Source organism: Streptomyces sp. NPDC055955 (assembly GCF_042270245.1).
Lineage (GTDB): Bacteria > Actinomycetota > Actinomycetes > Streptomycetales > Streptomycetaceae > Streptomyces.
The window spans coordinates 399,252-412,153 of the sequence record NZ_JBHJYS010000006.1 but is presented as its reverse complement, the minus strand read 5'-3'; the positions used below and the strand labels follow the sequence as shown (position 1 = coordinate 412,153).

The window sequence follows — 12,902 nt, the reverse complement described above, 5'->3', positions numbered from 1 at the left end:
CGTAAGGCCCATCAAGACCACGGGCGTACCCTGAGGTACGCCGAAGAATCAAAGCTGTAGGGAGCCGGTCGTGTCCGCAGTCGCACCCGACGGACGCAAGATGCTGCGCCTGGAGGTCCGCAACAGCCAGACCCCCATCGAGCGCAAGCCCGAGTGGATCAAGACCCGGGCGAAAATGGGTCCCGAGTACACGAAGATGCAGAGCCTCGTGAAGAGCGAGGGCCTGCACACGGTCTGCCAGGAGGCGGGCTGTCCGAACATCTACGAGTGCTGGGAAGACCGCGAGGCCACCTTCCTCATCGGCGGCGACCAGTGCACGCGGCGCTGTGACTTCTGCCAGATCGACACGGGCAAGCCCGAGGCGCTGGACCGTGACGAGCCCCGCCGCGTCGGCGAGTCCGTCGTCACGATGGACCTGAACTACGCCACGATCACCGGCGTCGCGCGCGACGACCTGGAGGACGGCGGCGCCTGGCTGTACGCGGAGACCGTGCGCCAGATCCACGCGATGACGGCGGAGCGCGCCGAGGGCTACACCAAGGTCGAGCTGCTCATCCCCGACTTCAACGCCGACCCGGACCAGCTGGCCGAGGTCTTCTCGTCCCGCCCCGAGGTTCTCGGGCACAACGTCGAGACGGTGCCGCGCATCTTCAAGCGGATCCGCCCCGGCTTCCGGTACGAGCGCTCCCTCGAGGTCATCACGAAGGCCCGCGAGGCCGGACTGGTCACCAAGTCCAACCTGATCCTGGGCATGGGCGAGGAGCGCGCCGAGGTCAGCGAGGCGCTGCGCCAGCTGCACGAGGCGGGCACCGAGCTGATCACCATCACCCAGTACCTGCGCCCGACGCCGCGCCACCACCCCGTCGAGCGCTGGGTGAAGCCGGCCGAGTTCGTGGAGCTGAAGGAGGAGGCCGAGCAGATCGGCTTCTCCGGCGTCATGTCGGGCCCGCTGGTCCGCTCCTCGTACCGCGCCGGACGCCTCTATCAGATGGCGGTCGAGAAGCGCGGCGCGTACGTGGCCTCGCAGGCGGTCTGATCCCGTCCCACCCGCACGGCCCGCCAGCCGTGTGAAATCACGCACAAGCAGCTACCGGCCGGTAATGGCCGAGAGAACGCGGCCCTGACAGTCCCCGCAGATGGGGGGCACCGTCAGGGCCGCGTCATCGTTCGGCCCTCCCCCATCAAGGCTTCATGGGCGTTTGACCCTTCGGTCATGCCCTGGTAACACCAAACAGTGACGCTGTACTCACGCCACGTACCCATCGTCAGAGTCGCTCCCGAGGGGGACCTCCCAATGCAGGCCGCGCCCGTTCGCGCCACCGCCATCCCGACCTTCACCGACGCCCTGCGCGCGGTCGAGTCGCTGCTCATGAGCAGCGGACAGCGCACCGCCCGCCGCAACGCCTGGACCTCCGTGCTCGAGGACCGCCGCCGCGCCAAGGACCGGGTGGAGGCGCAGCGGGTGCTCGAGAAGGCTGTGGCCGCCCGCACGTCGTAGCCACTTGCCCGGACACGTAGACTTCAAGGCATGGCGAGGAAGGAAACCGCAGCGGACGCTGCGAACCCCGGGCGACTCAAGCAGATCGCTCTGACCTTTAAGATGACCCGCAAGGCCGATCCGATGATCGCCCTTGTACTCGCGGCTGTGGGAATCGTCACCTTTGGTGTGTTCCTCGCGATCGGTTTCTTGATCGGTCACCCGGTATATCTCGGAATTCTCGGCTTCCTGCTCGCCTTCCTCGCGATGGCGATCGTCTTCGGACGCCGTGCCGAGCGAGCAGCCTTCGGGCAGATGGAGGGCCAGCCCGGCGCGGCTGCCGCGGTACTCGACAACATCGGCCGTGGCTGGACCACGACCCCGGCCGTGGCGATGAACCGCAGCCAGGACGTCGTGCACCGGGCGGTCGGCAAGGCCGGCATCGTCCTGGTCGCCGAGGGCAACCCGAACCGCGTGAAGACGCTGCTGGCGGCCGAGAAGCGGAAGATGGCCCGCATCGTCTCCGACGTGCCGGTCCATGACATCCTCGTCGGCAACGGCGAGGGCCAGGTGCCGCTCAAGAAGCTCCGCACGACCATGCTCAAGCTCCCCCGCGTTCTCGCGGGCCCGCAGGTCACGTCGACCAACGACCGCCTCCGGGCGATGGGCGACCTGATGAGCAACATGCCGCTCCCCAAGGGTCCGATGCCCAAGGGCATGCGGATGCCGCGCGGCGGCGGCAAGGCCCGCTGACCCTCCTACTACGACGATGAGGCCCCGGAACCGATCGGTTCCGGGGCCTCATCGTCGTAGTGGGTCGCCGTCGCATCAGGCCGCAGGAGCGCGTCCCGCTGCGACGGCGGGTCGGCGTCAGGCGTCAGGCATCGGGCGTCAGGCGTCAGGCGCGGACCTGGACCGCTCGGGCCACGCGGTCGTGCAGGCCGCGGCCGTCACGGTCCCAGATCAGCGCGGGGACGGCGACGCACAGGAGCGCCGTGCGGACCAGGACGCGGCCGAGGCCGAGGCGGCCGGAGCCGTCCTGCGCGACGACGCGCAGACCCATGATCCGCTTGCCCGGCGTGAAGCCGACGGTGCCGACGGTGAGCAGGCCGAGGAGGAAGAAGATCGCGAGGGCCCAGTTCCCCGTCGCCTGGTTGTAGCCGTGCGTGAGGAGCCCGTATGCGATCAGCATGCACAGGGCCCAGTCGATGACGAGGGCGGCGATACGCCTGCCGGGGCGGGCGATGGAGCCCGGTCCCTCCTCGGGCAGCCCCAGCTGCTCGCCGCGGTACCCGAACTCGACACCCGCGTCCTCTGCGGCCGCGCGCGGCCCGGAGAGCCACGATCCGATTGCTTGCCTGTTGTCCACCCGTCCAAGGTACTGCGCTCGGCCACCCGGCCCGCTCTGCCCCCCGGCTCGGTTAACTTCGGCGAAACAAATGGGTCATGCTTGAGAAATCCCCCGTCCCTATGGTCGGGTCCCAGCGTGTGCCACCGCACTGGCCGCACCACCGAGCTGCAACCCCGCCCCTCCCGGGTGGGAGTAGGAGGAGTTGGATGTTCCAGAACGCCGATGACGCCAAGAAGTTCATCGCGGACGAGGACGTCAAGTTCGTCGACGTCCGGTTCTGCGACCTGCCGGGTGTGATGCAGCACTTCACGGTGCCGGCCGCGGCGTTCGACCCCACCGAGGAGCTGGCCTTCGACGGATCCTCGATCCGTGGCTTCCAGGCCATCCACGAGTCCGACATGGCGCTCCGCGCCGACCTGACCACCGCGCGCATCGACCCCTTCCGCCGCGACAAGACGGTCAACATCAACTTCTTCATCCACGACCCGATCACGGGCGAGCAGTACTCGCGTGACCCGCGCAACGTCGCGAAGAAGGCCGAGGCGTACCTGGCCTCGACGGGCATCGCCGACACCGCGTACTTCGGCCCCGAGGCCGAGTTCTACGTCTTCGACTCGGTCCGCTTCGAGACCTCCGCGAACCGCTCGGTCTACGAGATCGACTCCGAGGCCGGCGCCTGGAACACCGGTTCGGAAGACAACAACCGCGGCTACAAGGTCCGCTACAAGGGCGGTTACTTCCCGACCCCGCCGGTCGACCACTTCGCCGACCTGCGCGCGGAGATCTCCCTGGAGCTGGACAAGAACGGCCTCCAGGTCGAGCGCCAGCACCACGAGGTCGGCACCGCCGGCCAGGCGGAGATCAACTACAAGTTCAACACGCTGCTCGCCGCGGCCGACGACCTGATGCTCTTCAAGTACATCGTGAAGAACGTCGCCTGGCGCAACGGCAAGACCGCGACCTTCATGCCGAAGCCGATCTTCGGCGACAACGGCTCGGGCATGCACGTCCACCAGTCCCTGTGGGCCGGCGGCGACCCGCTGTTCTACGACGAGCAGGGCTACGCGGGTCTCTCGGACATCGCCCGCTACTACATCGGCGGCATCCTGAAGCACGCGCCGTCGCTGCTGGCCTTCACGAACCCGACGGTGAACTCGTACCACCGTCTGGTCCCGGGCTTCGAGGCGCCGGTCAACATGGTCTACTCGCAGCGCAACCGCTCCGCCGCGATGCGCATCCCGATCACGGGCTCGAACCCGAAGGCCAAGCGCGTCGAGTTCCGCGCGCCGGACCCGTCCTCGAACCCGTACCTCGCCTTCTCGGCCCTCCTGATGGCCGGCCTCGACGGCGTGAAGAACAAGATCGAGCCGGCGGAGCCGATCGACAAGGACCTGTACGAGCTGGCTCCCGAGGAGCACGCGAACGTCCAGCAGGTCCCGACCTCGCTCCCCGCGGTCCTCGACGCCCTCGAGGCGGACAACGAGTACCTCCAGGCCGGCGGCGTCTTCACGTCCGACCTGATCGAGACGTGGATCGACTACAAGCGCACGAACGAGATCGCCCCGATCCAGCTCCGCCCGCACCCGCACGAGTTCGAGCTGTACTACGACATCTAGGATCGCCGCAGGTCGGAGCGGGTTTCCGCTCCCCTGGACCGTCCGTGGGCCGTCGGCCGTGTTCTTCCGCTCATCGGAAGGCACGGCCGACGGCCTTTTCCGTGAGATCCCCCGGATCGGTCATGGCCGGAACCACGACTCGGACGATCGGCCGGACGCGGCCTGGAACGCCCGGTCACCTCACCCCCGACCGATGCGCAGGACAGGGCGGCCCCGGCGCCCGGCGGTCGACTACCGCCCTGACGGAGGGCCCTCAAGGCGACCGGGGGAGGTCGGCATCGAAGCTGTCTGTGCAGACCTGCCCTGGAGACGGGCGGCGAGCCGGCGGATCGCGGGGAGTCGGGCGAACAACGCCTCTCCGGGGCAGTCGGTGGCAAAGCCGTCGCGATGGCCGGAGATCGCGTTGAACGTGGCCGAAGTTCCCTTGGAGTAACGGCTCTTGTCATTCGTGGACGTCAGCCGCACCTTGCTGGTGGGGTCGATGCCGCGCAGGCCGAGTTTCCAGGCGGCGAGGGCCGCGATGCCGCGTTCCATGGCCGCCGGCACCGGCGTCCCCGCTCCGAAGGTGCCGATCGCCGCGATCCCCATGGTGCCCTGGTTGAACCCGATGGTGTGGGAGCCGATGACGGGGCGGTCGGTACCGCCGGCGCGGCCTTCGTAGATGTTGCCGCATTTGTCGACGAGGAAGTTGTAGCCGAGGTCTCCCCACTTCCTGTCACGGGTCTGGCCCGTGTACAGATTGCGCAAGGTACGCGGGACGTCCGCGCACGAGTAGTCGTTGGGGGTGTCGGTGTGGTGGATGAAGATCGCCGCAACCCCTAGCGCGTAGTGGGCATGGGGGTCGCGCTTGGTCTCGTCGGCCCGCCACTGCGCACGCGACACGATGACGGGTCGATGCGCTGTGTGAGGCAGGAGCACGGGCGCCGATCCGAGAGGCGGGAAGGTCCGGGCGGAAGCGACCGCCGGCTCCGTGACCGCTTCGGCCCGCCACGCCGACGGAAGGGATTCCGACCGTGTCTCACTGATGGCGGCGGCCTTCGTCATTCCGGCCGGTGCCGCCACGAGTGGAACTGCCACAGGGATCATGACCCACAGCGCTATTCGATGCAGACGCACAGGAAATCCTTCTTTGTCTCCCCCGACAGGACGGATGGAGCACGTACGCCCCAACAGCTTTGCCGGTGGAGATGCTCTGCGCGCGCCGGGTTACGGCAGTCAGGCGAGCGTTTCGACGCTCAGCGCCGCATCTGACGAACCTGCGCACAGATCGCCCCCGATGCCGCGTCTGCGATCGGCCTTCGTTCTGCGTATCGCCGCAAATACTCATAAACTCGGGCGAAGTTGCACAGACCTCCGAGGAGTGCCGTATGAGCAATCTGTTCGTCGTCGCCTACAACGACCTCGCCACGGCCCATCAGGTGCGCGAGAAAATGCTCGACCTGTCCAAGCAGCATCTCGTCGAACTCGAGGACATCGTGGTCGTCGAGCGGCGCGAGGACGGGAAGATCAAGCTGCACCAGGCCGTGAACCACACGGCGACGGGCGCGGCCGGCGGGGCGTTGTGGGGCGGTGTCATCGGTCTGCTCTTCCTGGCGCCGCTGCTCGGTGCGGCCGTCGGTGCCGCGGCCGGGGCCGCCGGTGGTGCCGCGACCGACACCGGCATCAACGACAACTTCATGAAGGACCTGAGCCAGAACCTGCAGCCCGGCGCCGCCGCGCTGTTCGTCCTGGTGAAGCAGGCCTCCCCGGACAAGGTCATCCCCGAGATCGCGGCGTTCGGCGGTCAGCTCGTCCAGACCTCGCTGAGCAACGAGGACGAGGAGCGTCTGCGGGCGGCCCTGAAGGCGGCCCGGGCCGGCGCGGCGGGACAGGAGACCCCGCAGGGGGTCTGAGACATCCGTACGGTCCTGTGGGTGCGGCCGTTCCCGTCCGGGGGCGGCCGCACCGGCGTGCTCAGACGCCCGGCGCCACCGTGATCAGGCCCTGCGACGCCGCCCTGCGCAGGGCCGTGTGGTCGGCGGCGTTCTGGTCGGTGTAGCGCAGCGCGAAGTCGGCCACGGCGCGGTCGAAGGTGTCGGCGCGGCCCAGGTAGCCGGAGATGGCGATGCGGTCGCCGGAGCGGGCGTGGGCGCGGGCCAGGGTGTTGCCGCACAGTTCGGCGTAGAAGCGCAGTTCGTCCGGGCCCAGGCCGGCGACGTCGGCGGAGCCCTTCATGTCGCGCAGCTGACGCCAGTAGAAGGCGCGGCCCTGGGGTCCTGTCATCCAGCCGAGGAAGATGTCTCCGGTGGCCTGGAGCAGGCGCTGGCCGGCGACGACGCGGTGGCCCGGGTGGACGTAGGGGCCGTGCGGCAGGTGTTCCTCGATGACGGACCGGGTGGCCTCCTTGATCTGGAGGAACAGGGGGTCGTCGGCGTCGCGCCCTTCGAGCAGCACGATGAAGCAGCGGGTGCCGACGCTGCCGACGCCGACGACCTTGCGGGCGGCATCGACGAAGTGGTAGCGGTCGAGGAGGCGGCGGCGTTCCTCGGCGAGGGTGGAGCGGTAGTCACCGAACAGTTTGCGCACCGTGGCCGCGTCGGGGGTGCTCGCCGGTTCGAGGAGCGGCGGGTCGCTGATGATGCGGCGGCGTCCGTCGACGACCTCGGTGAGTTTGCCGAGCGCCTGGAGGCTGGTGCGGCGGGTGGCTTGGGCGAGGGTCGCCTGGACGCGTCGGCGGTTGCGGCCGGAGCGGATGAGGGGAAGCAGCTGGTGCGCGTCGATGTGCTCGTACCAGACGGCGAGTTCGCCCATCCCGGCGAGCCGGCGCATCGTCGTGCGGTACGCGGCCACGGCGGCGCGGGCCGACCTGAGGGCCTGGGTGTCGGTGTGCCCGTTGTCGCGGGCCGCGACGGCCACGCTCGCGGCCAGCCGTTTCACGTCCCATTCGAAGGGGCCCGGGCTGGTCTCGTCGAAGTCGTTGACGTCGAAGAGCAGGGACCGTTCCGGTGACGCGAAGAGGCCGAAGTTCAACAGGTGTGCGTCGCCGCAGAGTTGGACCGTGAGGCCGGTGGCGCGCTGGGTGGCCAGGTCGCCGGTCATGACGGCGGCGGCGCCGCGCAGGAACGCGAACGGGGACGCCGCCATCCGTCCGTACCGGATGGGCAGCAGTTCCGCGACGCGGTCGACCGCCTGCCGTTCCAGTACGACGACGGGGTCGGCGCGGTCGGCGGCGGGGATCCACGCACCGTGCGAGGAGCGTGAGGCGCGCTTGCGGGCCGCCCTGCCCAGGGCGGCCCTGGCCTGGGGAGTGGTCATGCCGCACCGTCCGCGTGGCCTGCGGAGCCGGCCATGGCTAGTGCCGCAGCGCTCGGCCGACGTCCGCTTTCACGTCGCCGGTGAGGTCGCGGTTGGTGCGGGCCGTCGCCTTCTTGGACTTGCCGTTGTCCACGTCGTCGACCGTGACCACGACCATGTCGAGAAGGTTGCCGCTGCTGTCGCGGAAGTCGATCTGTACCGCGTACGAGGCCTGGGACCCGGACTTGTTGGTGGCGGTGACGGGGACCGTCAGCCGGTCGCCCTCCTTCGTCACGTCGCCCAGCGCGATGTCGCCCTTGGCGTTCACGCCGCCCTTGATGCGGTCCAGTTCGTCCTGGGCCTTCGCCGTGGCCGACGCGACGACTTCCCCGCCCCGGGACGCCGCGGACGACGCGGCGGACGCGGCCTTGGACACCGCGTTGGACGGGCTGGTGCCGTCGTCCGAGCACCCGGCCGCCACGAGCAGCACCGCCGCCACGAACAGTCCGGCTGCCGCTCCCCGTATGCCACGTCCCGACATCATGCCTCCCGCTGCCAGTTCCGCTCCGCTCCCCCGTCACCCCAGTCAAGGCGGCCGGGGCCCGGGCGGCATGCCGGATACGGCAAACAGGTGAATCCTGCCCGGGCCCGGGCAGGATGGGGGGCACAGTCGGCGGACAGTCCTGGGAGGACCTCGTGAGTGGTGGGCGGCGGTACATCGGGGCGCCGGAGCGGCGGGCCAGGCTCGCGGCCGGGCAGCGGCTCGCGCCCGACGCGCGGGCGGGGTCCGCCGAGGAGGTCGCCGGGTCGCTCGTGGCGCTGCACGGCACGGACCCGGCCACCGTGTACCTGGCGGTGGGCGCGCGCCTCAGGGACCCCTCGAAGACGGTCGCCGATGTCGAGCGCGCCCTGTATACGGACCGCTCCCTGGTGCGCATGCACGGCATGCGGCACACGGTGTTCGTGTTTCCCGCCGCGCTCACCGCCGTGGTGCACGCGTCGACGGGTGTGGCGGTCGCCGCGCGGGAGCGTGCCTCCTTCGTCAAGCATCTGGAGGCGGGCAGCGAGCACGACGCGGCGTGGCTCGCGGACGTCGAGGCGGGCACCCTGGCGGCGATCGGGGCGCGCGGCGAGGCCACCGCGGCCGAACTCGCCGAGGACGAGCCCCGGTTGCGTACGCAGCTGCTGTACGCGCCGGGCAAGAAGTACGAGGCCTGGCAGTCGATCTCGACGCGGCTGCTGCGTGTGCTCGGCATGGAGGGGCGCGTCGTGCGTGGGCGGCCCCGCGGGTCGTGGACGTCCAGCCAGTTCAGGTGGGCGCTCGCGCCCGCGCATCCCGAACTCCACGCGGCGAAGGCCCAGTCGGAGCTCCTTCGGCACTGGCTCGGCTCGTGCGGTCCGGCCACGGAGGCCGACCTCAAGTGGTGGACGGGGTGGAAGGCCACCGACGTCCGCAGGGCGCTCGCGGCCGTCGAGGCGGTCGAGGTGGAGCTCGACGAGGGGGCCGGGTTCGTGCTCCCCGATGCCGTCGAGCCGGACACCGCCGACGCGGAGCCGTGGGCCGCCCTGCTCCCGGGGCTCGACCCGAGCGCGATGGGCTGGCAGCAGCGCGACTGGTACCTGCCGCCGGAGCTGCGGGCGCCGCTCTTCGACGGGGCGGGCAACATCGGGCCCACCGTGTGGTGGGACGGGCGGATCGCCGGCGGATGGGCCCAGGACAGGGACGGCGTCATCCGGTGGCGGCTGCTCGCGGATGCGGGCCGGGAGGCCGCGGCCGCCGTCGAGGCGGAGGCCGCGCGGCTCCAGGAGTGGGTGGGTGATGCGCGGGTCACACCCCGCTTCCGTACGCCCCTGGAGAAGGAGCTGGCGGGACCGGCTCCGGCGAAGAAATGAGTGAACTTCCGTGCGCCGCCCGCCCGTCGAGAGACGACCGGGCGGGCGGCGCACCTGGCCGTCAGCGGCTGTAGCGCATCAGGGCGCGCACCATGTGGCAGGTGATGTCCGACGGCGGATGGATGCCGACGCGCTCCGCCGTGCTCCGTATCGTCCGGTTGTGGGCCTGGTTCGGAAGGTAGACGCCCGAGTCGAGCAGGGCGATCGCGAGGCGCATGGCCTTGAGGCGGCGGTTGTGCGTGACGTACCAGTCACGCGGCCGTCCCGCGGGCAGGGCCTTCTTGTGGAGTGGCTTGCCGGGCAGGTCGATCAGCATCGGTGCGGCAGCGGGCACAGACATCCTCCTGTCGCGGGAGGGAGACCTTCCGAAGCCCTGCGCGGCCCCGGGCGCTCCCTCGAACACTGCTTCAATTCTACTGCCGGGCACTGACAATAGCCGCTGGCCACAGGGCCTTTCCCGTACCTTTGACCCCATGGAAATCTGGATCAACCCCGCCTGTTCTAAGTGCCGCAGCGCGCTCTCCCTGCTCGACGCGGAAGGCGCCGACTACACGGTGCGCCGCTACCTGGAGGACGTGCCGTCCGAGGACGACATCCGCGCCGTTCTGGACCGGCTCGGGCTGGAGCCCTGGGACATCACACGGACGCAGGAGGCCGACGCGAAGGAGCTCGGCCTGAAGGACTGGGCGCGGGACGCGGGTTCGCGCGACCGATGGATCGCGGCGCTCTCCGCGCACCCGAAGCTCATCCAGCGGCCGATCATCACGGCACAGGACGGTACGGCCGTGGTGGCGCGCAGCGAGGACGCGGTCCGGGACGCGCTCGGACGCCACTGAGCCGCGACGGGCTCACACCATGGGACCAACTCGCCTGTGACGTAAGTTACTTGAGTTCCCCTTGGGTCAGTTGAGTTCCGCCCTCCCGTTACCCGTACGTGACGGTGCGCGCACCGACGTTCGTAACGACGACAGGAGGCGGACATGTCCCGCAGGAGAAGGATGAGCCCCCGGAAGAAGGCCGCGCTCGCGGTGAGCGCCGCCCTCGTCGCCGGGGGCGCGGCGTTCGCGCTCGCGAGTACGGGCAATGCGGCGCCCGTCGCGCAGAACGCCCAGGTCTGCCAGGGACTGGAGACCGCGATCGCCAACAACCAGAAGTTCATCGACGGGCAGCGGGCCGCCCCGGACGCACAGTCCGAGGCCCGCATCGCCAACCGGGAAGCGGTCATCGCCGAGATCCGGCGCAAGGAGGCGGCGTCCGGCTGCGCGGCAGGGGACGACGGAGCCGGGGCACAGGCCGGATCCGGCGCCGATGACGCGGCGGGAGCCGGAGCGCAGGCCGGGGACGGAGCCGGTGACGCGGCCGGCGGCATGAAGACCGTGACGGCCGCACCGCCGGACACGGTCACCGCCGGACCAGGCCCCACCGAGGCCGCCGGTGGCGCCGGAGGGGACGCCACCGGCGAGCAGGTCTGTGCCGGTTCGACCGTGACGCTGTCCGGCGAGGGCGGCGCTCCCGCCGCGTCCAGCGGGCAGTTCCCGGCCGGGACGAAGCTCAAGGTCACCAACCTGGACAACGGCAGGTCCACGTCCGTCGAGGTCACCTCCGTCTCCGGGAGCTGCGTCCTGCTGAACAACTCGGCGTTCGAGCAGGTCCGCGAACCGGGCAAATTCCTCATCCGCAACGCACGCATAGAGAAGGTGGGCTGACCCCCAGGCCTTCGGCCCCGCCCCGCGCGCGTGCCCCCATGACGGGCGCGGGCCGGGGCCGTCCGGCGAAACGTGACGTGAGCCACAAAAGGGCCCGGGTAACACGGGGTTCACATTCGGGCAACGGACGGGAAATCGCCTGTTGACAGTCTGCGGAGCAGCACACCGAGGCGCCGCACCCGCACATGACTGCGCCGTACAGACCCACCCGAAGGATGTGGCCCCGTGACGTTCAAGGCTGAGTACATCTGGATCGACGGCACCCAGCCGACGGCCAAGCTCCGTTCGAAGACGAAGATAATCGCGGGTTCCGCGCCGGCGCTCGAAGAGCTGCCGATCTGGGGCTTCGACGGTTCGAGCACCAGCCAGGCCAAGGGTCACGCCTCCGACCGCGTGCTGCGTCCCGTCGCCTCCTACCCGGACCCGATCCGCGGCGGCGACGACATCCTCGTCCTGTGCGAGGTCCTGAACATCGACATGACGCCGCACGAGTCCAACACGCGTGCCGCGCTCGCCGAGGTCGCGGAGCAGTTCGCCGCGCAGGAGTCGATCTTCGGCATCGAGCAGGAGTACACGTTCTTCGAGGGCGAGCGCCCCCTCGGCTTCCCCGTGGGCGGCTTCCCGGCCGCGCAGGGCGGCTACTACTGCGGCGTCGGCGCGGACGAGATCTTCGGCCGTGACGTCGTCGAGGCGCACCTGGACAACTGCCTCAAGGCGGGTCTCGGGATCTCCGGCATCAACGCCGAGGTCATGCCCGGCCAGTGGGAGTTCCAGGTCGGCCCGCTCGCCCCGCTCGAGGTCTCCGACCAGCTGTGGGTGGCCCGCTGGCTGCTGTACCGCACCGCCGAGGACTTCGACATCTCCGCGACCCTCGACCCGAAGCCGGTCAAGGGCGACTGGAACGGCGCGGGTGCGCACACCAACTTCTCCACGAAGGCGATGCGCGAGGGCTACGACGCGATCATCACCGCGTGCGAGTCGCTCGGCGAGGGCTCGAAGCCGATGGACCACGTCAAGAACTACGGCGCGGGCATCGACGACCGTCTGACGGGTCTGCACGAGACCGCCCCGTGGAACGAGTACAGCTACGGCGTCTCCGACCGCGGTGCCTCGGTCCGCATCCCGTGGCAGGTCGAGAAGGACGGCAAGGGGTACATCGAGGACCGCCGTCCGAACGCGAACGTCGACCCGTACGTCGTGACGCGCCTGATCGTCGACACCTGCTGCAGCGCTCTGGAGAAGGCCGGCCAGGTCTGATCCACGGCTCCTGCCTCCGCAAGGGCGCCCACCGTCACGGTGGGCGCCCTTCGCGCTGCCCGTCCGGCGAGCCGCGCGGAACGTCAAGTTCACGCCAAGGTGCCGTCCGACCGGTGAGAGGGGGGTCCTGCCCGGCGAACCCGTCTGCTTCAATGGGGCCATGGCCAGCTTCCAGAACACCGCGACGGGTCGCCACGACCTCGAGCCCTTCTGGCCTTCCCGTCAGCACCACGACTTCGACCGGGTGTGTTGCCGCGCGGAGAACGCGCAGGCCCTCTAAAGCCGGCTCACCCCGGCGTTCGGCCCGCGCGCAGACGTAGGTCCTTCTG

At 70.0% G+C, this 12,902-nt stretch carries 15 protein-coding genes; 10 read left to right on the top strand and 5 right to left on the bottom strand.

Annotated features, from left to right (window positions below; all coding sequences use genetic code 11):
* Positions 1 to 70: 70 nt before the first annotated feature.
* From ACFC96_RS15505 to ACFC96_RS15495, 3 genes are all read left to right on the top strand, one after another.
* Positions 71 to 1,036, top strand: a complete 966-nt coding sequence (locus ACFC96_RS15505; RefSeq protein ID WP_376258861.1) for a lipoyl synthase — start codon at positions 71 to 73, stop codon at positions 1,034 to 1,036.
* Between the two features lie 258 nt (positions 1,037 to 1,294).
* The gene (locus ACFC96_RS15500) at positions 1,295 to 1,498 is read left to right on the top strand and encodes a hypothetical protein (protein ID WP_326713343.1); all 204 of its coding nucleotides are present in this window, start codon (positions 1,295 to 1,297) and stop codon (positions 1,496 to 1,498) included.
* A gap of 30 nt (positions 1,499 to 1,528) precedes the next feature.
* Positions 1,529 to 2,230 carry a DUF4191 domain-containing protein gene (locus tag ACFC96_RS15495; RefSeq protein ID WP_376258863.1) on the top strand — a complete coding sequence of 234 codons (702 nt, stop codon included), beginning with the start codon at positions 1,529 to 1,531 and terminating at the stop codon, positions 2,228 to 2,230.
* A gap of 145 nt (positions 2,231 to 2,375) precedes the next feature.
* Here the strand turns inward: ACFC96_RS15495 and ACFC96_RS15490 are convergent, their stop codons facing one another.
* Entirely contained in the window at positions 2,376 to 2,846 is a 471-nt protein-coding gene (locus ACFC96_RS15490; RefSeq protein WP_376258866.1) for an RDD family protein, read from the bottom strand.
* 188 nt (positions 2,847 to 3,034) lie between these two features.
* On the opposite strand from ACFC96_RS15490, the gene glnA reads away from it, so the two are divergent.
* Entirely contained in the window at positions 3,035 to 4,444 is a 1,410-nt protein-coding gene (gene glnA, locus ACFC96_RS15485) for a type I glutamate--ammonia ligase (protein WP_376258868.1), read from the top strand.
* A 231-nt stretch (positions 4,445 to 4,675) separates the two neighbouring features.
* On the opposite strand, the gene ACFC96_RS15480 is transcribed toward glnA, so the two are convergent.
* Positions 4,676 to 5,326, bottom strand: a complete 651-nt coding sequence (locus ACFC96_RS15480; protein ID WP_376228003.1) for a peptidoglycan recognition protein — start codon at positions 5,324 to 5,326, stop codon at positions 4,676 to 4,678.
* A 485-nt stretch (positions 5,327 to 5,811) separates the two neighbouring features.
* On the opposite strand from ACFC96_RS15480, the gene ACFC96_RS15475 reads away from it, so the two are divergent.
* The gene (locus ACFC96_RS15475) at positions 5,812 to 6,336 is read left to right on the top strand and encodes a DUF1269 domain-containing protein (RefSeq protein ID WP_376258870.1); all 525 of its coding nucleotides are present in this window, start codon (positions 5,812 to 5,814) and stop codon (positions 6,334 to 6,336) included.
* A 61-nt stretch (positions 6,337 to 6,397) separates the two neighbouring features.
* On the opposite strand, the gene ACFC96_RS15470 is transcribed toward ACFC96_RS15475, so the two are convergent.
* Together ACFC96_RS15470 and ACFC96_RS15465 are read right to left on the bottom strand one after the other, a co-directional pair.
* Positions 6,398 to 7,738, bottom strand: coding sequence for a DUF2252 domain-containing protein (locus tag ACFC96_RS15470; RefSeq protein WP_376258873.1), 1,341 nt, complete (start codon positions 7,736 to 7,738; stop codon positions 6,398 to 6,400).
* Between the two features lie 37 nt (positions 7,739 to 7,775).
* Positions 7,776 to 8,261: a hypothetical protein gene (locus ACFC96_RS15465; RefSeq protein WP_376612656.1), complete on the bottom strand. Its 486-nt coding sequence runs from the start codon at positions 8,259 to 8,261 to the stop codon at positions 7,776 to 7,778.
* Positions 8,262 to 8,374: 113 nt separating this feature from the next.
* Between ACFC96_RS15465 and ACFC96_RS15460 the strand changes: the two genes are divergently transcribed.
* Positions 8,375 to 9,610, top strand: a complete 1,236-nt coding sequence (locus tag ACFC96_RS15460) for a winged helix DNA-binding domain-containing protein (RefSeq protein ID WP_376612654.1) — start codon at positions 8,375 to 8,377, stop codon at positions 9,608 to 9,610.
* Between the two features lie 61 nt (positions 9,611 to 9,671).
* Here ACFC96_RS15460 and ACFC96_RS15455 read toward each other — a convergent pair whose 3' ends face one another.
* Positions 9,672 to 9,950, bottom strand: a complete 279-nt coding sequence (locus ACFC96_RS15455; RefSeq protein ID WP_376258878.1) for a hypothetical protein — start codon at positions 9,948 to 9,950, stop codon at positions 9,672 to 9,674.
* Positions 9,951 to 10,083: 133 nt separating this feature from the next.
* Between ACFC96_RS15455 and ACFC96_RS15450 the strand changes: the two genes are divergently transcribed.
* The 4 genes from ACFC96_RS15450 to ACFC96_RS15435 all read left to right on the top strand — a co-directional run bounded on the left by ACFC96_RS15450 (position 10,084) and on the right by ACFC96_RS15435 (position 12,853).
* Positions 10,084 to 10,446 (top strand): arsenate reductase family protein, encoded by a 363-nt coding sequence (locus ACFC96_RS15450; protein ID WP_376258881.1) that lies wholly within the window; start codon positions 10,084 to 10,086, stop codon positions 10,444 to 10,446.
* A gap of 144 nt (positions 10,447 to 10,590) precedes the next feature.
* On the top strand, positions 10,591 to 11,316 hold the full coding sequence (locus ACFC96_RS15445; RefSeq protein ID WP_376258882.1) for a hypothetical protein: 726 nt from the start codon (positions 10,591 to 10,593) through the stop codon (positions 11,314 to 11,316).
* Positions 11,317 to 11,541: 225 nt separating this feature from the next.
* Positions 11,542 to 12,573 carry a glutamine synthetase gene (glnII, locus tag ACFC96_RS15440; RefSeq protein ID WP_227294330.1) on the top strand — a complete coding sequence of 344 codons (1,032 nt, stop codon included), beginning with the start codon at positions 11,542 to 11,544 and terminating at the stop codon, positions 12,571 to 12,573.
* A gap of 55 nt (positions 12,574 to 12,628) precedes the next feature.
* Positions 12,629 to 12,853 carry a hypothetical protein gene (locus ACFC96_RS15435; RefSeq protein ID WP_376258949.1) on the top strand — a complete coding sequence of 75 codons (225 nt, stop codon included), beginning with the start codon at positions 12,629 to 12,631 and terminating at the stop codon, positions 12,851 to 12,853.
* Positions 12,854 to 12,902 lie beyond the last annotated feature (49 nt).